Source organism: Microbispora sp. ZYX-F-249 (genome assembly GCF_039649665.1).
Classification (GTDB): Bacteria; Actinomycetota; Actinomycetes; order Streptosporangiales; family Streptosporangiaceae; genus Microbispora; species Microbispora maris.
This window is the reverse complement of sequence record NZ_JBDJAW010000025.1, coordinates 1-20,559: the sequence shown is the minus strand read 5'-3', so window position 1 is coordinate 20,559 and position 20,559 is coordinate 1. Positions and strand designations below refer to the sequence as shown.

The window sequence follows — 20,559 nt, the reverse complement described above, 5'->3', positions numbered from 1 at the left end:
TCCGTCTCAGGCGCCGGTGAGTGCGGCGACCATGGCACGGGGGTCGTCCACGCCCAGCAGCAGCGAGGCGTAGCCGTGCCCGTCGAGGTGGATCCGCACCGCCGGCTGACCGTTGCGCACGTCGACGAACTCCCTGCCCGCGCGGCTGTGCCAGGTGCCGAGCTTGCGGTGCCCGGGCACGCCGAGGCCGGTGCGCACGCCCCGGGCCGCGCCGAGTGCGTCGTCCACGATTTCGGCGGACCGCACCGCCGACCGCGGGACACGCAGGTCGGTACGCAGGGCGGCGGCCTTCTCGACCGCGGTGAGGCGGACTTCGATGGCGTCGGGGGTGATGGTCACGGTGCTCATGGCGTTCCTCGCAGGTCGTGCTGTGGTGAGTATGATTGTTCTCGATTGTGAGAATGATGTCAAATGTGAGAACGTAGGATCATGACGACGGCCGAGTTGCTGCTGCACCCCATCCGGCTGCGCATCGTCCAGGCGCTCCTGGGCGAGCGGACGCTGACGACGGCGGACCTTCGCGCGGAGCTCCCCGACGTGCCGCCGGCGACCCTCTACCGGCAGGTCGCGGCACTGGTCGAAGGCGAGGTCCTGGAGGTCGCGGCCGAGCGCAAGGTCCGGGGCACCTTCGAACGGACCTACCGGCTGCGCGCGGCCAACGCGAGCGTCGGGGCCGAGGAGGCGGCCGGGCTGGGCGCGGAGGAGCACCGCCAGGCGTTCCTGACGTTCGTCGCGCTCCTGCTGGCCGACTTCGACCGTTACCTCGACCGGGACGAGATCGACCTCGGCCGCGACGGCGTGGGATTCCGGCAGGCGGCCATGTACCTCAGCGACGAGGAGTTCCAGGAGTTCCTGCGGGACCTGCGACAAGTGCTCCTGGCGAGACTCGCCAACCAGCCCGCACCGGGCCGCACCCGGCGCCTCCTGTCCACCATCGTCATGCCGGGCTGAAACACCGGTCGCAAGTGCCCGTCAAGCACTCCACACGACACGGTGGAGACCACATCAAGACGGTCTCTCTAGCGTCGTCGGCGCAAGGACACGCCTGACGAACGAGGAGAGACACCACATGCGCAGGCTCACCCGAACGGGCGCGGTCGCGGCGATCGCCGCCGCCGCCGCACTCACGGTCCCCGTCGCCCCGGCGTTCGCCGAGGAGACCGTGGTCATGACGAACTCGACCTCCGTCCAGCCGGGCATGACGGTCTACGTGTCGAGGACCTGTCCCTCGACGAAGCCGTATCCGGTGACGACCCGGACCTCGTCCGTCGCCCAGGACACCTGGAACGGGGGCGAGCTGGTTTACAAGGGCATCACCGTGAACGGGCGCGAGGTGAAGGTGACGTTCGGCAACTCCCAGTCGAAGACGGACAAGTACGCGTCCGCCATCCTGGTGAAGATCGAAGTGCTCTGCTCCAACGTGCAGCACGAGCCCATGACCGGCTTCGAGTTCATGCAGACCACGAGGATCCCGCCGGGCGGCGACGCTCTGCTCATGGTGGCCTGCCCGCCGAGCCACCCGCACCTCAGCGGTGCCGACGGGCGGCGCCCCGCCAACGTCAGCATCACGTCGGTCCAGTCCGACGAACACTCGCAGGCGGTCTGGTACCAGAACGACGACTTCACGCACGAGGGCTGGGCCGAGCTCTGGGCCACATGCTCCGCGTAGCCACCAGGGCCCGCTTTCCAGGACCCGGCGTTTCAGGACCCGGCGTTTCAGGACCCGGCGTTTCAGGCGCCGGCCTGGAGGAGGCGCCGTCCCAGAGCTTCGGCGGCCTCCCGCAGTTCGCGTGACCCGACGATGCGGAAAGGCGCCCGGATCGCGGTGAGCTGCCGGACGTACCAGTCCGGCTCGTCCGTGCTGCCGACCAGGCGCGTGGTGGTCGCGTCGATCGGTTCGCGGCGGCCCAGGCTGCGCGGGATCCACTCGGCCACGGCCTCGGCGGGTGCGTCGACGACGACCTCCACCTCGTGCCGCCAGCCCGCCGACAGGTGGTCTTCCAGCATCTCCGCCGGATCGAGATCGGGCGGCGGGACGGCCGGGACGTCGAGCACCTCGACGTCCGCCACCTTGTCCACCCGCAGCACCCGGCGGGCGTTCTTCGTGTGCGACCAGCACAGGAGATACCACCGGCCGCGCCGTACGACGACGGCCCACGGGTCGACCTCCATGAGCCGCTCCTCTCCGGGGCGGATGCGATATCCGAGCCTCAGCCGGTGCCGCGCGGCGCAGGCCCGGACGAGGGCGGCGGTCGTCTCGGGGCCGGGCGTCCTGACCCCGGGTTCGAAATGTCTCGCGCTCAGGCTCCGCACCGCCGCGGCCGGCTCCCCGACCGCCTCGGGAAGCACCCGCAGGATCTTGCCGAGCGCGACGCCCACGGGGTCGGCCGGATCCGCCGCGTCGTGGTGGCCGTCCAGCACGGCCATCACCAGCCCGAGCGCCTCGGCCTGCGTGAACATCAGAGGAGGCAGCCGGACCCCCCGGCCGACGCGGTATCCCCCGTACGGGCCTCGCTCGGACTCGATCGGGATGCCGGCCTCGCGCAGGATGCCGACATAACGCCGGGCCGCCCGCTCGGAGACACCGAGCCGGCCGGCCAGCCGTTCCGCGGTGATGCCGGGACTGTTCTGGATCAGTTCGAGGAGCAGGAGGGCCCGGGCGGTGGGGCTCTCGTCTCGTTTCATTCGGCAACCCGTCGGATTCCGGAAGGGGATCGTCCGGAACCGACCGTAGCCTGTCCGCCATGACCGAAGACATCCTCCGTGAGCCGCCGGTCGCGGGCGACGAGATCGACACGCTCATCGGGTCGCTGGAACGCCAGCGCCGGCTGTTCGCGTGGAAGTGCGGCGGGCTCGACGCGGCGGGCCTGCGGGCGACCGCCGCCGCGTCGTCCATGCCCCTGGGAGGGCTGCTCAAGCACCTGGCGCTCGTGGAGGACGACATGTTCTCCCGGAAGCTGTTCGGGCGGCCGCCGTCGCCGCCGTGGGACACGGTGGACTTCGGCGCCGACCCCGACTGGGAGTGGCGTACGGCCGCCGGCGACACGCCCGAGCAGTTGACGGCGTTGTGGCAGGACGCGGTGGCCCGCTCCCGGGCCGGCGTGCGGCAGGCACTGGCCGAGGGCGGCCTCGGACGGCTCGCGGCGTACACCGGCTCACGCGGTGAGTCGCCCAGCCTCCGCCGCCTGCTGATCGACACGATCGAGGAGTACGCCCGCCACCTCGGGCACGCCGACCTCATCCGCGAGTCCGTCGACGGCCTGGTCGGAGAGGACCAGCCGGCGGAATGAGGCAGGACAGCACGGAACCGATCCCCGTCGACCGGCTCGTCGTCGTCCCCGCCAACCGGGCGTCGTGGGACGACCTGCGGGCGATCCTCGGCACGATCGACTGCCACTGCCAGCGCTACAAGATCTTCACCTACCAGTGGGGCTCGGTCTCCGCCGCGGAACGCGCCGCGCGCCTGCGCGAGCAGACCGGGTGCGGAACGCCCGCGGCCCGCTCGACCAGCGGTCTCGTGGCCTACCTCGGCGACGAGCCGGTGGGGGGGTGCGCGGTCGAGCCCCGGACGGCCTATCCCCAGCTGACCCGCACCCGCGTGCCGTGGACCGGACGGCAGGAGGACGAGACCGACGACAGCGTCTGGGCCGTGACCTGCTTCGTCACCCGTAAGGGCTTCCGCCGGCGCGGGGTGACGTACGCGCTCGCCCGCGCCACGATCGACTTCGCCCGGGACCGGGGCGCCCGGGCTCTGGAGGCGTACCCGATGATCACCCGGCCGGGCGCCGAGATCACCTGGGGCGAGCTGCACGTCGGCAGCCGTGACGTCTTCCTGGACGCGGGGTTCACCGAGGTCAGCAGGCCGACGCTCAGGCGAGCCGTCGTGCGGATCGACTTCTGAGCGGCGGATCGGTCCGGGCGGTCAGTCGGAGATCGCGATGCGGAGGCGGCGGAAGCCGCGCCCCTTGCTCTCGATCTTGGCGACCTTGATCCTGCCGATCTGCCTGGTCGAGGCGACGTGCGTGCCTCCGTCGGCCTGGGTGTCCAGCCCGGCGATGTCCACGATCCGCACCTCGGGGATGTGCTCCGGCACGAGGTTCGTCGCGGTGCGGATGATGTCCGGGATCGCGAAGGCCTCCGCCCGGGGCAGCACCCGTACGTCGATCCGGCGGTCGGCGGCGATCTCGGCGTTGCAGGCCTCCTCGACCGCCTCCTTGAAGCCGGGCGGCACCTCGGGGAGGTTGAAGTCCATCCGCGCCGTCATCGGCTCCATGTTCCCGCCCGTGACCAGGGCCCCGTAGTCGCGGAACACGACACCGCACAGCACGTGCAGCCCGGAGTGCGTGCGCATCAGAGCCGTGCGCCGCTCGTCGGCGACCGCCGCCCGTACGACCGTGCCGGCGGGCGGGATCGGGTCGTCCGGCGCCGGGACGAGGTAGAGGTCGTCGCCCTTGCGCACGCCTTCGATGCGGGTCTCGACGCCCTGCCACAGCAGCACGCCCTGGTCCGGCGGCTGTCCGCCGCCACCCGGGTAGAAGGCCGAGCGGTCCAGGACGATTCCGTCCGGCGTGGCCTCCAGCACGACCGCCTCGAAGGACCGCAGGTCCTGGTCGGTCAGCTCCAGCCGCCGCGTCCGGCCGTGCAGATCGATCGTCACCCCACCGAGTCTAGTCACGCCCGCGCGAGGAGCGCCGAGCCACTGGTCACGGCGCCGCCGCACTCCTCCGCCCACCGCCGCACGGTGACGCGCCTGCTCGACGAGAGACCGTACGACCGGTCACCGCGTCCTCGGCACCCTGGCGGGCGCGGGCCGGTGGACGGTGAGCTCGCCGTACGGGCGCAGGATCGTGGCCAGGTCGCCCGGTTCGTCACGCAGGGTGGCGTCGAGGAAGGCGGCGGTGGCCGCCGTGGTGACGGAAAGCCCCCCGGTGCGGCCCAGGGAACCGACGACGAACGGCACCGGCGGCAGGTAGAGCGGCGCGTCGGCGAACGTGAGATGTGCCGTGCCGGGGACGGTGATCTGGTAGCTCTCCGAGGTGCTGAGCGAGAGGACACGCGTGAGACGGGGGATGTACGACGGGTTGTCGGCCGGATCGACGGGATGGGTGAGCGCGAGCACCGGCTGGTGGTAGGGCCGGGGCGCGGGGTCGTGCGGATATCCGTCCAGGTTGATCACCGCCGCGAAACGGGAGTCCTGGTGAGCGGCCTGCAAGGCCGCGCCTCCTCCGATCGAGTGCCCGGCCGCCGCGGCCCGCGCGGTGTCGAGCCGCCCGGTCAGCGGGCCGCGGATCTCGCCCCGGTCCACGCGGCCGAGCTGGGTGAGGACGAAACTGAGATCGGCGGCCCTGACCGCCGTCCAGCCGATCGCGAGCCTTCTGTCCTCCTCGTCGTCGCCGGTGGCCACTACCCGTGTGTGGATCGTCCGTCCATCGTCGAGCACGACGGCGGCGGAGTCGTACGGATGGTCGAGGGCCGCGACGACGTAACCCCGGGCGGCCAGTTCCTCCGCCCAGGCCGTGTTCTGGGTGCGCACGCCGCCCAGCCCGGGGGAGAACAGCACGATCGGGAACCGTCCGGCCGCCACGGGCGCGTCGTAGACGGCGGCGGTGCGGGCACGTGCCGCGTCGTCGAGCAGGAAGGCGGGCACGCCGATGTAGCCGGTCAGACCGCGGGCGACCGTACGCGCCTCCCGCTCCGTACGGCCGAGATAGCGAGCGCGGGGGCCGGTCGTGCCCCTGGGTGCGGGGTACCACACCTGGACCACGACGGTGCGGTGGTCGCCGGGCTCGGCGGTCGCGGGCTCCGGGCGCGAGGTGTCGGTCCACTGCGTCACCGCGGTGCCCACCGCGTACGGACCGGACGGCTCGGGGAACACCGGCACGGGCACCGCCCAGGCGGCGGCCGCGCTCGCACAGACCAGGCCGAGGCAGACCACGACTCCCGGCAGGGCGAGCCACCGTGGCACCCTCCGCGTCGGGCGTCCCGCGAGCGCTGGCACGGCGAACGCGAGCGCGACCAGGACGCCGCCGAGCGCGGGCGCCATCTGCCAGCGCAGCCCGCGCACGGCCAGAACGCTCCCGGACAGGGCGACGACCGCCGCCGCGGCGACCGCGACCGGCCGGCGGGCCCGGGGCGGGCACCACCGCGACGACAGCAGGCCGGCGACGCCCAGCAGAAGCAGGATCTCCACGGGTGACATGCCGATCCCCGCGATGGTCTCGATCACGCGACCATCGTTGATCACGCAGGCCGCTCGCGCGTCCTCCTGGAGTCCCCGCTTCCGTGCGACCGCAGTCGCATCGTCGTGCCGACGGTGATCCCGGAGTCTGATCGCATCGACCCGGTCGTCATCGGCGGCGTGGGGTCGTCACCGCACAGGGCCCGCGGTGTACCGCCGAGTCCCCGGAGACCGGCCGCCGAGCCCGGCCGGCGGCGGAGCGGCACGCGTGGGGTGCGACGCCCGCCCTCAGGTCACGTGATCTCAACGAGTCACCGGAGTCCTAGCCGGCCGGCGCGCAGAAGACCTTGACGGCGATCCCCATGACCTCCGCGGTGGACGGGTTGCGGGTCGAGGGGTTGATCGACAACGTCAACGACCTGCCCGAGTCGGAGCGGAACGCGAACGTCAGGTACCCGATCAGCTCCCCGCTGTGTCCCCACACGGTGCCGCACGGCAGCGCGTAGGCCTGCAACCCGAGCCCGTAGCCGAACCCGGCCCCCGTCTCCACCGTGGTCCGCATCGCCCGCAGGGACGCCTCGCTGATCAGCTTGCCGCCCAGCAGCGCCGACATGAACCGCTCCAGGTCGGCCGTGGTCGAGATCATCTCCCCCGCGGCCCAGTCGAGCGAGGGATTCATCCGCGTCGCGTCCACCAGCCCGGGCAGCGGCTCGTACCCCTTGGCGTGCGGCGACGGCAGCCCCGCCCGGTCGCCCGGCACCACGGTGTGGCGCAGCCCCAGCGGGCGCAGGATTCGGCGCCGCACCTCCTCGCCGTACGGCTTGCCGGTCAGCTTCTCCACCAGCAGCCCGAGCACCACGTAGTTGGTGTTGGAGTAGTGCCACTTCCCGTCGTCGGGGAGTTTTTCGGCGAAGGCCACCTTGAGCAGCTCGCGCGGCCGGTAGGAGCGGAACCGGGCGTCGCCGCGCCAGCGGTTGGTCGAGTATCCGGGCTCGCTCATGTAGTCGTACAGGTGGCTGGTGTGGTTGAGGAGCGCGCGCACCGTGATCCGCTCACCGCCCGGCACCAGGCCGGGCAGGTGCCTGTCGATGGGGTCGTCGAGCCGCAGCTCGCCCTCGTCCACGAGCTGGAGCACCACGGTCGCGACGAAGGTCTTGGTGACGCTGCCGATCCGGAAGTGGCCGTTCGGCGACGGCCGTCCCCCGCGCTCGACGTCGCGTACCCCCACGGCGCCCGACCAGGTGCGGCCGCCGCCGGAGATCCGCGCCAGGGCGGCCGTCGCCCCGCCGCCGGTCACGATCTTCTCCAGGTCGGGGCGTACGTCCACGGCCGGTGCGCCCGCCGCGACAACCGCCGCCACCAGCACGTTCGTCATCGTCTGCATCATGTGATCAACGCTATGGAGATCGGTTCGGCGGCAGAATGCGGTGCGCCGCCTGCTTCACCTGTGGAAAACCACAGCGGGTCAGGAGCCGAGGTAGCGCAGCACCGCCAGGACCCGGCGGCTGTATCCGGTGATGTGCGACAGCGCGAGCTTGTCGAACAGGGCGTTGACGTGCTTTTCCACCGCACTCTGCGACACGTGCAGGGCTTGGGCGATCGAGGCGTTGGTCAGGCCCTGGGCCATGAGCTCCAGCACCTCGCGCTCGCGGGCGGTGAGCCGCGCCAGCGGGTCGGCGTGGCTGGTCCGCGCGAGCAGCTGACGCACCACCTCCGGGTCGAAGGCCGTCCCGCCCGCGCCCACCCGGTCCAGCGCGTCCAGGAAGTCGCCGACCTCGGCCACCCGGTCCTTGAGCAGGTAGCCGACGCCGTCGATGCTGCCGCCCATCAGCTCGGTGGCGTACTTCTTCTCGACGTACTGCGACAGCACCAGCACCTTGACCTCCGGCCAGCGCCGCCGGATCTCCAGGGCGGCGCGCAGGCCCTCGTCGGTGTGGGTGGGCGGCATCCGTACGTCGACCACGACGGCTTCGGGACGCTCGCCTGCCACCGCCTCCAGAAGCGCGCCGGCGTCGCCCACCGCGGCCAGGACGTCGTGACCTTCCTCCTGCAGCAGCCGCACCAGGCCCTCGCGCAGCAGGGCGGAATCCTCGGCCAGCATCACGCGCACGGCAGCTCCGCTTCGACAACGGTCGGCCCGCCGGGCGGACTGGTCACGGTGAACCGTCCGTCGAGCGCCGCCACCCGCCGAGCCAGCCCGGTCAGCCCGCCGCCGGTGGCGTCGGCTCCGCCGATGCCGTCGTCCCGCACTCGCACGACGACCATGGTGCCCTCCTGGCGTACCTCGATGGCGACCAGGGTGGCCCGGGAGTGCTTGGCGGCGTTCGTCACGGCCTCGCTGGCCACGAAGTAGGCGGCCGTCTCCACCGGCACCGGTGGCCGCACCGGCAGCTCGCAGGTCACCCTGACCGTGACCGCGGCCCGCTCGGCCACCCCGGCCAGCGCCTCCGCCAGCCCGTGCGCGTCCAGTCCCGACGGGTAGACCCGCCAGGCCACCTCACGCAGCTCCACCAGCGCCTGCCGGGCCTGCTCGTGCAGCTGTTCCAGCAGCTCGGGGCGGCCGCGGCGGGCGCGTCCCGCCAGCATGGACAGCGCCACCAGCCGCTGCTGCACCCCGTCGTGGAGGTCACGCTCGATGCGCCGCCGTTCGGCGTCCACCACCGCCACGACCCCGGCGCGGCTCTCGGTCAGTTCGGCGATCCGCCGCCGGAGCGCCTCGGTCGGGTCGGGAACGAGCAGCCGTACGGCCAGCCGCCGCTCCAGCACGTCCACCCCCACCAGGCCGGACAGGTTCAGGAAGAGCAGGACGACGCCGGAGAGGAAGGCGTAGGCCAGCAGCGGCGGGGTGGGCAGCATGCCGTCCAGCGCCTCCCCCCGGCTCCACGACCACAGCAGCCTGACCGCGACGGAAGCGCCGATCACCAGGAGCAGCACCACCAGGCCGCCCAGGAGGCCGACGGGCACCCGGGCGGCCAGGTAGCGAAGCTCGCCGTCGGCGTCGCGGCCCGGCAGGTCCAGGCGCAGCCGCCGCAGTTCCAGCCCGGTCATCCGCGCGGCCGCGGCGCGTACGGCGGGCCGGTCGGCGAACGGCGCCGCCGCCAGGACGAAGACCACCCCCAGCAGGGCGGTGACCGCACCGGCGGTCACCGCCCCGACGAGCCGGAGCCCCCTAACCGTCCAGCGCATGCCGCCCCTTGCGCCGCTCGCTCAGCCGTACGCCCACGAAGACCAGCACGGCGAGCACCACCACGGCGACGACCACGTTGGTGCCCATGCCGACGTAGGTCTCCACCAGCGACCAGTTCTCCCCCAGTGTCCAGCCGGCCAGCACGAAGACCGTGTTCCAGAGCAGGCTGCCTGCCGTGGTCAGGAGCGTGAAGACGCCCAGCGGCATGCGCTCCACCCCGGCGGGAACGGAGATCAGGCTGCGGAAGATCGGGATCATCCGGCCGAAGAACACCGTCCTGCGCCCGTGCCTGAGAAACCAGGCCTCGGTCTTGGTGACGTCGGAGACCTTGAGCAGCGGGATCCGCGCGGCCAGGGCCAGCGTGCGCTCACGGCCGAGCAGCGCGCCCACCCAGTACAGCGCCAGCGCCCCCGCCACCGACCCGGCCGTGGTCCACAGCAGGACGGCGACCAGGTTCATCTCTCCTCGGGAGGCGGTGAAACCGGCCAGCGGCAGGATCACCTCGCTGGGGAGGGGCGGGAAGAGGTTCTCCAGCGCGATCGCGATCGCGGCGCCCGGCGCGCCGAGGGTCTCCATGAGGTCGATCAGCCATTCCGTCATGTCCGGAAGCCTAGAAACGGCCAGCTTACGATCACCATGAGGCGCGTGGCCGTTCACGGGTGCGGAAAACCACAGTGCCGGGTTCGCGTGCGGGGTGGTGACGGCTCCAGCCGGACGAAACGTTCATCGAGCCCCGCACCCCGGGAGCCGAAAACTTTTCGGCGAATCTGCCGGGCACGTCGAGGCAGAAGGGGGCGTGACTCTCCCGTCCGGCGCCCTGCAGACCACGGCTCCCGCGAATGGACTGGTGGTTGTGGCTCTTGACGTACATCACCCATCTTCCTATGGTCTGCATTACTTTCGTAACACCACCGAAACTTTCGGGCGTCCCCGTCGTTCGAAGATGGAGTCACCGTGGTCAACCGGAGCCGGCGCCCACGCCGGGCACGTCTTCTCGCGATCCCGCTGGCCGCGATAGGTCTGGTGCTGGGCATGACGCATCCGGCCCTGGCGGACAACCCGACTTCCACGGTCGTCGACTCCACCCGCGGCGGCGGGATGTCGGTCGGCCTCACCTTCGACGACGGCCCGAACCCTCCCGACACGCTGCGCCTGCTCGGCGTGCTGCGTGAGCACCACGTGAAGGCGGTCTTCTGCCTCTGGGGTGATCACGTCCGGCAGCACCCGGAGGTCGTCCGGCGGATCGTCGCCGACGGGCACACGCTCTGCAACCACGGCATGCACCACGACGACATGGCGGCCTGGCCGGCGCAGAAGATCCGCGCCGACCTGCTCGAGACGAGCGCCGCCATCCGCGCGGCCGTGCCGGGAGCGCACATCCCGTACTTCCGGGCCCCGTACGGCAGTTGGGGGCAGACGCCGACCGTCGCGGCCGATCTCGGCATGCAGGCGCTGGGCTGGCGTCTCGCCGTCGGGGACTGGGATCCGCCGGGCACCGCAGAACTGATCCGCCGCCTGCGAGAGGGCATCACGCCGGGCGCGGTGGTCCTCCTGCACGACGGCGGCGGGGACCGGAGTCAGACCGTCGACGCGGTCGCCGCCGTCATCCCCGCGCTCCGTTCGGAGGGATGGCACCTGTCACTGCCCGCCCGGCGGGGCTGACCTGACCGCAGTACCCATCAACCCCCCATTTCCACCGAGGAGTTCGTGTGCTTCGTTCCGCACTGTCCATCGGCCTCGTGAGCGCCACGGTCCTGCTGGGCGGGGCGGCTCTCACCGGTTCGGCCTCGGCCGAACCCGGCGCCGCCCCTGCCCACGCCCAGCCCACCCGCTACCCGGCGGACTCGCTGCGCGCCCTCGGCGACCGGGTCGGCCTGCGCGTGGGCACCGCCGTGAACATGGACGAGCTCGGCAGCAACGCCGAGTACACCCGGATCACGGCCGAGCAGTTCTCCAGCGTCACCGCCGAGAACGTGATGAAGTGGCAGCTCGTGGAGCCCGAGCGCGGCACGTACGACTGGGCGGCGGCCGACCGGCTGGTCGACTTCGCGAAGAAGAACAAGCAGCTGGTCCGCGGCCACACGCTGGTGTGGCACAGCCAGCTGCCCACCTGGCTCTCCTCCGACGGCTACACCACCACGCTGTCCAACGACGAGCTGAAGGCCCTGCTCAAGAAGCACATTCAGGACCAGGTGAAGCACTTCAAGGGCGACATCTGGCAGTGGGACGTCGTCAACGAGGCGTTCGACGACGACGGCAAGCCCCGCGAGACCATCTGGTACAAGGCGTGGGGCGGCCTGGGCTACATCGCCGACGCCTTCCGCTGGGCGCGCCAGGCCGACCCCAAGGCCCTGCTGTTCTACAACGACTACAACCTCGAGTTCACCGGGCCGAAGAGCAACGCGGTGTACGACTTCGTCAAGACCCTCAAGGCCCAGCGTGTGCCCATCGACGGCGTCGGCTTCCAGGGCCACCTGGACACGCAGTACGGCTTCCCGGACCTGCAGGCCAACCTGCAGCGCTTCGCGGACCTCGGCCTGAAGGTGGCCGAGACCGAGGTGGACGTCCGCACGTTCACCGAGGCCGCGCCGAACGTGAACACCCCGACCAACCCGCTGGCCGTGTACGCCCAGGAGAGCTACTGGTCCCGGGCGCTGAAGGCCTGCCTCGCGGTGCGCGAGTGCATCTCGTTCACCCCGTGGGGCTTCGGCGACACCTACTCCTGGATCCCCGGCTGGTTCGACGACCCGCAGGAGGGCGCCGCCCTGCTGTATGACGCGGACCTGAAGCCCAAGTCGCAGTACTACGTGATCCAGCAGGACCTCGCCCTGGCCGCGGGCGCTCCGCGTCGCACCGACGGCGGCCCGGGCCGCCCCTGACCCGTACCCGGCACGCACGGGGCCGCAAGACGGCCCCGTGCCCGACCCGGGAACGGAGTCCCAGGACGGCTCCGTTCCCGACACGGACACGGGGTCGCAGGGCGGCCCCGGACCGACACGCACGGGGCCGCACCCCACCCCACAGGGCGGCCCCGTGCGCCGTGTTCCGCCGCACGGGAAGGCTCGTCATCGCGGGGAAAGGCTCGTCATCGCACGTCCGCAGGGGGAGGCTCGTCAGCGCGCGTCGTCTTCCGTCAGCGCGCGTCGTCGCGGAGCTTGCGGATGTACCTCGCGGTGAACGCGACGGCACGGTCGTCGTCCTGTGACAACTCCGCGAGCGCGCGCGACGCCGTGAGCCCCGGGATGTCCGCCAGCGCCTGCGTCAGCCGTAGCCGCGCGGACGATCCCACGGCGTTGTTGGCGAGGCGGTCGACGAGCCCGGCGGCGATCCGATCCGCCGGCGCCTCGTCTCTCGCCAGCACGCTCAGCGCATCGGCCGCATCGGTGTCGTTCGCCCCTTCGACGATCATGTCGATGAGCGTCGGGACCGCGTCGGTCACGCCACGCGCCCCGAGCGCCAGAGCCGCACGCCTGCGGACCGCGAGGTCGGAGTTCGTGAGGGCCTCCCGCAGCAGTGCGGTCGCCGCGTCGTCCGGAATCTCGGCGATGGACTGGACTGCCCGCTCGCGCACCTCGGCCACCGGTGAGCCGAGGCCCTCCGCCAGCAGCGCCAACGCGTCGTCGCCCGATCGCGCCAGAGCCCATCGAAGGGCTCCCGCGACGTGCGGATCCGTCTCGCTCAACGCCGCCTCTACCAGAGCGTCCACCGGCACCTCCGCGGCCGGGGACAGGGCCGCGCGCTGGCGCTTCCCGGCGTTCTCCGACCCCAGGGCATGAAGGAGCGCGACGATCCGGAGGACGTCCTCCCAGTCGGCCGGTTCGGCGGCGCCGATCCGGCCCAGCCGTGTGAGGAGCTCCGTCTCACGCGCGATGCGTTCTCGTGTCTGGCGGATGAGGTCCTCGACGAGCCCCGCGGGTGCGAAGCCGGGGTCGTCCAGCGCGCGCCCGACCTCACGCAGCGACAGTCCCAATGACCGCAGGATCTCGATGTGGAAGATCCGCCGGATGTCCTCGCTGGAGTACTCCCGATAGCCGGCCCCGCTACGACCCGTCGGCCGCACCAGGCCGAGCGATTCATAGTGCCTGAGCATGCGGGCGCTGACCCCGGACCGCCGTGCCACATCCCCGATCAACACCGCCTGTCACTCCTCCCGGCCGGTCGTACCGAGGGCCACGATGCGCTTCGCCTCCTCGATCGCGAACTCGAATCCGGCGTCCGGGTTGCGCGACAGCCGTTCCGTGGCGATCGCGTGCCGGCGCACGCCAGGGTCGGGATCCGCCATCGCGGCGCGCAGGATCGGCGTGACCACCGCGCCGAGCGCGATCAGCGCCCGGCTGAGGCTCAGCTGCGTCTCACGCTCGCCGCGCCCGAGCTGCGTCGCCAGCGCTGCGGCCAACTCGGACTCCTCGCCCTCGGGCACGAGTACGACCGCTGCCCGCCAGGCGGTCCGCGCCACCTCGTCGTCGGCGTCGGTCAGCAGCGCCCGCGTGATCGCCGGCCACGCCCGCCGATCGCCGATCTTGGACAGCGTGTGCAACGCCTGGCTCCGTGCCTGCGCACGCTCCGAACGGAGCTCGCCGATGAGTTTGGGCACCGTCAGCGATGGCGCGTGGCGGGTGAGCGCCCACGTGAGCATGTCGCGCACGTAGAAATCGGGCTCCACCGCGCACCGTTCGACGAGCTTGTCGACGAACCGCGGGTCCGGGGCCGTCCCGGCCGCCAGCACCGCCTGCAGCCGCACCGAGGCGCTGCCGTTCTCCAGCCCCCGGAGCGCCCGCGTCGTGTTCGTGTCCTCTTTCGGCATGGCCATCGGGACCACCTCCTTGGCCACAGTGAAGACCTTGTCACTGTGTCAAGGTCAAGCGGAGCCACAGCGTGAGGCGGCGCCGACAGAGCCTGCCGCTCCACCGGCACGCATCAATGGGCGGATGCCTCGAGCTCGACGACGCGGTCCGCCCGGGCCGGCAGGAGCAAGGCGCTGACGACCACGGCAACGGACAGCACCGCGCCGATGACGAAGGCCAGCCGCATGCCGTCGAGGTTGGCCAGCACCTCTGATGCTCCCGCGGCTTTCAGGGCGTCGGCCCGCGCGCTCATCACGGTGATCACGAGCGCGGTACCGAAGGCCGCGGCGACCTGTTGCAGAGTGCTCAAGATCGAGCTGCCGTGGGAGTAGAGCTGCGGGGGAACCGCGCCGAGCCCGAGGGTGAACACCGGGGTGAAGGTCGCGGCCAGACTCACCATCAGCAGCGCGTGCAACCCCAGGAGCTGCCAGTACGGCATGGTCATGGTGACCTGGGTGAGGCCGGCGAGTGCGAGCGCGATTCCGATCGCGCCGGGAACGACCAGAACCCGGCCACCGAAGCGGTCGAACAGTCGGCCGACGGTCGGCCCGAGCAGCCCCATCGCGAGGCCGCCCGGCATCACGAGGAGCCCGGTCTCCAGAGGGCTGAGCTCGCGGATGTTCTGCAGATACAGCGGCAGCAGGATCATCGAACCGAGCATCGCCATGAAGGCCACCGACATCAGGACCAGCGCGATCGTGTAGGTGCGGTGGCGCAGGGTACGCAGGTCCATCAGCGGCGCGCCGCGCTTCTGCAGCGACAGCTGGCGGACGACGAAGACGGCGATGGCGACCAGGCCCACACCCACGATCGCGACGGCCACGCGGCTGTCCCCGCCCTCGAACCGGCTGAGCCCGTAGACGAGGCCGCCGAACCCGGCGGCGGCCGTCACCACGCTCAGCCAGTCGATCGCACCGGCCTGGGTCTCTCCGACGTTCTTGAGCTGCTTCAGCCCTCGCCAGGTGATCAGCGCGGCGATGGGAAGCACCACGGCGAACAGCAGCCGCCAGGACCCGAACTGGAGGATCACACCCGAGACCGTCGGGCCCATCGCGGGCGCGACCGAGATGGCCAGGGAGACGTTGCCCATCACACGGCCACGCTCTGCCTCCGGCACCACCTGCATCAACGTCGTCATCAGCAGGGGCATCATCACGGCCGTTCCGGACGCCTGGACGACGCGCGCGCCCAGCAGCACCTCGAACGACGGCGCGACGGCGGCCAACGCCGTGCCGAACAGGAACAACCCCATGGCGGTGGCGTACGCGCTACGGGTGGACACCCGCTGCAGGAACCATCCGGTGATCGGGATGACAGCGGCCATGGTCAGCATGAACGCGGTCGAGAGCCACTGCGCGGTCTGCTCGGTGATGTGCAGCGCGTTCATCAGCCGCGGGATCGCATTGATCATGATCGTCTCGTTGAGGATGACCACGAACGTGGCGAGCACCAGCAACCGGATCACGGGCGGTGTGCGACCTGACACGGGGGTCGCGGAATCGGCAGGCGAATCAAGCTGTGCGATGGACACGGCACCTCGATCAGGGTTGTCAGGAAATGACCTGGTCATGGCTGGTGTCCCAGCCCGGGCCCCACAGGAGTTCGTGGTCATGGCAAGCCTGGCAGCCGCCACCGACAAAACTCATCGCCCGCACCTAGGATCGCGGCGAGCGACGCGAAATGTCACCCGGTTTTCATCGGCGGCGGACGCCGGACTCGGGCTGCGCCCACGGAGGTCCCGGACTTCCCTCCCGGGTATCCGCGCCTTCTCCACAGGCCGTAACGCGCTTTTTCGCCGCTCCCAGCTAACACGCACTACCTGCGGCAATGCGACCACGACCTTCGCGCATACCCCGCGAGCAGCTCGAATCGCCGGGGCCGAGTTCATTCTGCCGCTCGCGCGGAGGACAAGGGCAGATTGGCGAACCGCTGCGAAAGATCGCAAGCAGGTGCCGGAGGGCATTCGGTCAGCGATGGTAGCGCGTCGTTTCCTGTAGAGGCGCGCGGCCGACGGTGACCGCATTGATCGCGGCCGCTGGGTCCGCATAGCCGAACGAGATGCCGAACAACAGCTTCCCGCCGGTGACGCCGAGCGTCTCGCGCCCTGTGTCGGCATAGAAGCTCAGCAGCGCCTGCGGACAGCTGGCCGCCCCGTGAGCGGCCATGGCAAGCAGCCGGGTCTGCGCGTACATGCCGACATCGGCGGTCAGTCGCGGGTCCCCGGATTCGGGCGCGTACAGGAGCGCGACGTGGGGTGCGTCGTAGAAGCGGAGACTCTTGGCGTCGTAGGCGGCACGCAGATCGTAGGCGTCGCGGCCGATACCGAGCGCGGCGTAGATGGCGGCACCGAACGCCGCACGTCGTCGTTGGTGCACCGATGTGTAGATGTCCTCGCTGCAAGGGAAGTCGACTGTCCGCCGACCGGCTCGGTTGGCGGACACGAGCGCCTCGGCGAGCTTGTCCCGTGCGACCCCGCTGACCACCTCGACGCGCCAGGCTGGGCGTTGGAGTTCGACGGCGCGGCACCGGCCAGGTCGAAGATGGCCCGAAGCGTTGCGTCCGGGACAAGGTCGGGCAGGAACGCCCTGGTCGCGCGCCGACCCCGGATGAGCCGCTCTGCAGCGATCGGTACCGACAGCAGGAGGAGCGCATGGCCGAGCCCGTACGAGCGCGGCGATTAACCGACCACGAGGGGCAGAGCCTGCAGCGCCTGGTACGGCGGGGCAAGCACGGCTCGATCCGGGTCCGCCGGACCTTTATGGGAAGGCGTGCTCTGGCGCGCCGCCGCAGCACGGCGATGCCGCAGCTCTCCCGACATGGTCTCGGCACTGGAGATCACGATCAGGCCCGACCTGCAGGGTAAGGGCCTTTCCGCCGTCACGCTCGACGCCCTGCGCACCCAAGCCGCCCGGCTCGGCTTCAGCGAACTACTCGCCCCCGTGCGTCCCAACAGGAGACACGTCGTAGAGCTTCCGGGGGTGCTGGTGCCCGTCCACTGCAACGCCCACCACGGCCACACGGTGTACGTCGAACCAACGTCTGGGTGCGCCACTCGCTCAATTAGCCCCGCCGATACCAGTTGCTCGTGGTTCCCGCAGGCAGCACGAGCCTGTAGAGAGGCCCGCAGTTGGTGATCGCTAAGGCCCGCGGTTCTCCAGACTGGCCAAGGTTGTGCGGCAGTTCCTGCCTGCCCTAGGTGGACAGGTGGAGCAGGTAACGAACGACGCAGGCCGCCGTGCCGGCCTGCGTCTCTCGGGTCAGCCGGCCTCGCGTCTCCATCCGCTTGATGTCCGGGACAGAGATTCTCGCCGAGGGCTCCGGGCACGAGGCGTGATCGTAGTCGACACCGGCTCGATCGCGGCCGTCATTTTCCTAGACGACAAAACCACGCCCGTTGTACACAGGAGTTCCCTGTCTGTTGTGGCATATATCCCGCGGACAGCGACCGAGGGCTGCACATGACCGGAACGATCAACGGCGTCTGAACGGAGCGAATCCGCCGGTCAGACGCCGTTTGGGCTGGTTGAGCGGAGAGCATGGGATTGGAGCCCACGAGACTGGCCACCTGGCCTAGCGGTTTCAGTAGCTTCGCCCGAAAGGCGCGCTTGGCAACTCTGCGCACCATACACTCATGGTAGTCAGAGGGAGGCCGACATTGCCGCGCATTGTGAAATACCAGCTAGATGACGGGACAACCGTCCAGTTCGAGACGGAGCCTCCTCCCGGTTATCATCCTGCGGGCTCAGATCAAACTGCAGGGCAGGTAAGCGCTGCCGTAGAACCTGCCGTCCGGGCGGCCCAGACGGTGTTAGACAAGGTCCGACACATGGGACCAAAGGCGATCGAGGTCAAGTTCGGGATCAAGGTCTCTGGCACTGCAAACTGGCTCGTGGCCAAGGCCGCTACTGAAGGTAACTTTGAGGTGACTCTCACTTGGGAGCCTGGCACCAAGGCCAGTCACCCTGGAGAGGCGAGCGCTAGTGCCCGGTTATGACGGGAATCAGTACAGGCCCGCCGAACAGGGCTTGGATAGCCGCGTTACATCGTACCGCTGACGACTACACACCCATAGGATCCGGGGTGGTCCTTGACCGGCACCGCATTCTCACCTGCGCACATGTAGCGTTGCCAGCCGACGCCTTGTGGGTTTCTTTTCCCCTGTCCGATGGTGACTTCCTCGAACGACGCAGGGTGACATCGATCAAGGTCCCCGAAGCTATGCAGCTTGAGATCGCCGATGTGGCGGTTTTGTACCTTGAGGAGGAAATACCCGCCGGAGTCGTTCCCGCGCCCCTTCGCCGTCCGCGAGGAGTGGATTGCCCCGGAATACCCTGGTGGGCCTACGGATTCGCAGGATCCGATCCTCATGGCAACTCTACACAGGGCAACATCGGCGATCTTTCCGCTTATGGGTATATTCGTCTGGACTCGGAGTCGCGCCATCACGTTGAGGACGGGTTCAGTGGCGCAGGAGTGTGGTCTCCCGATTATCAAGCTGTGATCGGCATGGTGAGCCAAGCAGACTATCGAGGCGACGGCCGAGGCATTACGCTCTATCAGATAGATCGTTGGCTTCCCGACGAAGAAATCACCGCTCTCACAAATTGGACAGTCGAGCAATCAGACAATGTAGCACTAGCTGCTTGGGGATGGGAACTCAGCAAAGATCCGGAAGCAGACCGTCACTGGCGTCCCCGAGCCCGCGGAGTCACGCAGAACGGCGAACCAGGCCATCATTTTCGTGGCCGCGAAAGGGAACTCAGAATAATTGTTGAATGGCTGCGTAAGAACACGGCTGAGCGCCGGGTGCTCGTAGTCACCGGCGACCCCGGCGTAGGCAAGTCGGCATTGCTTGGCCAAATCGTGACGACGGCCGACCCCAGCGCTCGCGCCCAGCTACCGCAGGAGTACAAGGGTATATTTGCACCTTTGGGGTCGGTAGCCTGCGCCGTACACGCCAGAGGTAAGACGGCCTTGGAAGTGGCCAGCGAGATTGCCCGTACCGCATCCGCACCTCTTCCACAGGAAATCACTGACCTCGCCCCAGCTATACGTCATGTGTTAGAGGAGCGAGACGCACCAAACTTCAACGTCATTATCGACGCGCTGGATGAAGCAACAACTCCCATAGAGGCGCGAGCAATAGTGTCCGGCGTCGCATTGCCACTGATGGAAACCTGCGCAGATATCGGTGCACGAGTAGTGGTCGGAACTCGACGGCGCGACGAAGGCGGGGAGCTTCTCACAGAATTCGCAGGCCAGTGTGAGATCGTCGACCTCAACGACGTCTCGACTCTGGACGATCTCACGTCATATGCGACTGAGGTGTTGCAACAGCGACCGGATAGTCCTTACCTCGATGCAAAGGTGGCTCGCCCAGTAGCCGAACAAATCGCCCGGGCGGCCGGTGATAATTTCCTGATCGCGGGCTTGGTGGCCCGTGATCATAGTCTGCATGACCCAGTTGCCGCCACTCCCGAGACATTGTCATTCTCAACCACGATCGGCAGCGTGCTTCGTGCCTACGTGGCGCGGCTAGTACCCGTGGCTGGCGTCCCTGCTGCAACGGTGCTTACAGCATTGGCATTTGCAGAGGCGCCCGGCCTGAGCGCTGACTTATGGAGCACAGCCATTGCCGCCCTCGGCGGAAGGAAAGTCCCTGCGGCTGCCCTGGTGCAATTCGCGCGCTCCGAGGCCGCCCGTTTCCTGATCGATGCAAATTCGCAGGAGCCGACTGCACTCTTCCGATTGTTCCACCAGGCGTTGAATGACACCTTGCTCGAGGATCGCGAGAAGACCGTGGCGCGTTCCCAGGACGAGGGCCGACTGACGCAGGCCTTTTTGGAGGTAGGGAGAAGGGTCGGATGGCAAAACGCGTCAGCATATCTGCTGCGTTCTTTGCCCGTGCACGCCGCCCGCAGCGGGAACATCGACAGCGTACTGAACGAGAACGAGTTCCTCCTCCACGCCGACTTGAAGCGCCTGCTTCCCTTTGTCGACATGGCCGTATCTCCGGAGGCACTGGCCAAGGCACGTCTGCTCCGGCTAACTCCACAGCTCGTGGCACTCCCTCCTGCCACCCGAGCCGCCATGCTGACAATTACCGAAGCGTTGGAGAATCTAGGCGACGATTTCCGCAGCATGAGCCTGGAGATGCCATACCGCGCTGAATGGGCGCAAGTCCCTCCACGAGTTGAGCGATTGGTCTTGGAAGGGCACACCAATAGCGTGGAGGCGGTATGCGCATTTACCTCTGACGGTCATACCATGCTTGCAACCGCCAGTACTGATCAAACGATACGCATCTGGGATCCCGACATCGGTCAACTTGAACGCACTATCGAAGGCCT

The 20,559-nt window shown here is 69.4% G+C and carries 19 protein-coding genes and 1 pseudogene; 8 read left to right on the top strand and 12 right to left on the bottom strand.

What is annotated here, in order from left to right; translation table 11 throughout:
- Window positions 1-6: 6 nt before the first annotated feature.
- Window positions 7-348 (bottom strand): hypothetical protein, encoded by a 342-nt coding sequence (locus AAH991_RS26265; RefSeq protein ID WP_346228576.1) that lies wholly within the window; start codon window positions 346-348, stop codon window positions 7-9.
- Between the two features lie 81 nt (window positions 349-429).
- On the opposite strand from AAH991_RS26265, the gene AAH991_RS26260 reads away from it, so the two are divergent.
- Together AAH991_RS26260 and AAH991_RS26255 are read left to right on the top strand one after the other, a co-directional pair.
- Complete coding sequence (locus AAH991_RS26260; RefSeq protein ID WP_346228575.1) at window positions 430-951, top strand: helix-turn-helix domain-containing protein; 522 nt, start codon at window positions 430-432, stop codon at window positions 949-951.
- Window positions 952-1,069: 118 nt separating this feature from the next.
- A complete protein-coding gene (locus tag AAH991_RS26255) occupies window positions 1,070-1,669 on the top strand; it encodes a hypothetical protein (protein WP_346228574.1) in 600 nt (199 codons plus the stop codon).
- Between the two features lie 62 nt (window positions 1,670-1,731).
- Here AAH991_RS26255 and AAH991_RS26250 read toward each other — a convergent pair whose 3' ends face one another.
- On the bottom strand, window positions 1,732-2,685 hold the full coding sequence (locus AAH991_RS26250) for a helix-turn-helix transcriptional regulator (RefSeq protein ID WP_346228573.1): 954 nt from the start codon (window positions 2,683-2,685) through the stop codon (window positions 1,732-1,734).
- A 59-nt stretch (window positions 2,686-2,744) separates the two neighbouring features.
- Between AAH991_RS26250 and AAH991_RS26245 the strand changes: the two genes are divergently transcribed.
- Entirely contained in the window at window positions 2,745-3,290 is a 546-nt protein-coding gene (locus AAH991_RS26245) for a DinB family protein (protein ID WP_346228572.1), read from the top strand.
- A complete protein-coding gene (locus AAH991_RS26240) occupies window positions 3,287-3,901 on the top strand; it encodes a GNAT family N-acetyltransferase (RefSeq protein ID WP_346228571.1) in 615 nt (204 codons plus the stop codon). The genes AAH991_RS26245 and AAH991_RS26240 overlap by 4 nt, the downstream gene beginning before the upstream one ends.
- A gap of 21 nt (window positions 3,902-3,922) precedes the next feature.
- Here the strand turns inward: AAH991_RS26240 and AAH991_RS26235 are convergent, their stop codons facing one another.
- From AAH991_RS26235 to AAH991_RS26210, 6 genes are all read right to left on the bottom strand, one after another.
- The gene (locus AAH991_RS26235; RefSeq protein ID WP_346228570.1) at window positions 3,923-4,657 is read right to left on the bottom strand and encodes an alanyl-tRNA editing protein; all 735 of its coding nucleotides are present in this window, start codon (window positions 4,655-4,657) and stop codon (window positions 3,923-3,925) included.
- A gap of 120 nt (window positions 4,658-4,777) precedes the next feature.
- A complete protein-coding gene (locus AAH991_RS26230; protein WP_346228569.1) occupies window positions 4,778-6,226 on the bottom strand; it encodes an alpha/beta hydrolase family protein in 1,449 nt (482 codons plus the stop codon).
- Between the two features lie 274 nt (window positions 6,227-6,500).
- Complete coding sequence (locus AAH991_RS26225) at window positions 6,501-7,565, bottom strand: serine hydrolase domain-containing protein (protein WP_346228568.1); 1,065 nt, start codon at window positions 7,563-7,565, stop codon at window positions 6,501-6,503.
- A 78-nt stretch (window positions 7,566-7,643) separates the two neighbouring features.
- Window positions 7,644-8,288, bottom strand: coding sequence for a response regulator (locus AAH991_RS26220; RefSeq protein ID WP_346228567.1), 645 nt, complete (start codon window positions 8,286-8,288; stop codon window positions 7,644-7,646).
- Window positions 8,279-9,364 carry a sensor histidine kinase gene (locus tag AAH991_RS26215; RefSeq protein WP_346228566.1) on the bottom strand — a complete coding sequence of 362 codons (1,086 nt, stop codon included), beginning with the start codon at window positions 9,362-9,364 and terminating at the stop codon, window positions 8,279-8,281. Before AAH991_RS26215 ends, AAH991_RS26220 begins: the two co-directional genes overlap by 10 nt.
- On the bottom strand, window positions 9,348-9,965 hold the full coding sequence (locus tag AAH991_RS26210; RefSeq protein ID WP_346228565.1) for a DedA family protein: 618 nt from the start codon (window positions 9,963-9,965) through the stop codon (window positions 9,348-9,350). Before AAH991_RS26210 ends, AAH991_RS26215 begins: the two co-directional genes overlap by 17 nt.
- A 354-nt stretch (window positions 9,966-10,319) precedes the next feature.
- Between AAH991_RS26210 and AAH991_RS26205 the strand changes: the two genes are divergently transcribed.
- Together AAH991_RS26205 and AAH991_RS26200 are read left to right on the top strand one after the other, a co-directional pair.
- Complete coding sequence (locus AAH991_RS26205) at window positions 10,320-11,027, top strand: polysaccharide deacetylase family protein (protein ID WP_346228564.1); 708 nt, start codon at window positions 10,320-10,322, stop codon at window positions 11,025-11,027.
- A 47-nt stretch (window positions 11,028-11,074) separates the two neighbouring features.
- The gene (locus AAH991_RS26200) at window positions 11,075-12,244 is read left to right on the top strand and encodes an endo-1,4-beta-xylanase (RefSeq protein ID WP_346228563.1); all 1,170 of its coding nucleotides are present in this window, start codon (window positions 11,075-11,077) and stop codon (window positions 12,242-12,244) included.
- Window positions 12,245-12,498: 254 nt separating this feature from the next.
- Here AAH991_RS26200 and AAH991_RS26195 read toward each other — a convergent pair whose 3' ends face one another.
- The 4 genes and pseudogenes from AAH991_RS26195 to AAH991_RS26180 all read right to left on the bottom strand — a co-directional run bounded on the left by AAH991_RS26195 (window position 12,499) and on the right by AAH991_RS26180 (window position 16,787).
- The gene (locus AAH991_RS26195) at window positions 12,499-13,500 is read right to left on the bottom strand and encodes a MerR family transcriptional regulator (RefSeq protein WP_346228562.1); all 1,002 of its coding nucleotides are present in this window, start codon (window positions 13,498-13,500) and stop codon (window positions 12,499-12,501) included.
- Between the two features lie 6 nt (window positions 13,501-13,506).
- Entirely contained in the window at window positions 13,507-14,175 is a 669-nt protein-coding gene (locus AAH991_RS26190) for a HEAT repeat domain-containing protein (protein WP_428834031.1), read from the bottom strand.
- 107 nt (window positions 14,176-14,282) lie between these two features.
- A complete protein-coding gene (locus tag AAH991_RS26185) occupies window positions 14,283-15,674 on the bottom strand; it encodes an MDR family MFS transporter (protein ID WP_346228561.1) in 1,392 nt (463 codons plus the stop codon).
- Window positions 15,675-16,176: 502 nt separating this feature from the next.
- A pseudogene (locus AAH991_RS26180) lies at window positions 16,177-16,787 on the bottom strand (nitroreductase family protein).
- 1,053 nt (window positions 16,788-17,840) lie between these two features.
- On the opposite strand from AAH991_RS26180, the gene AAH991_RS40510 reads away from it, so the two are divergent.
- Both AAH991_RS40510 and AAH991_RS26175 read left to right on the top strand, forming a co-directional pair.
- Entirely contained in the window at window positions 17,841-18,203 is a 363-nt protein-coding gene (locus AAH991_RS40510) for a CU044_2847 family protein (protein WP_428834030.1), read from the top strand.
- 86 nt (window positions 18,204-18,289) lie between these two features.
- The coding region (locus AAH991_RS26175; protein ID WP_346228560.1) for an AAA family ATPase at window positions 18,290-20,559 on the top strand (2,270 nt) is incomplete at its 3' end.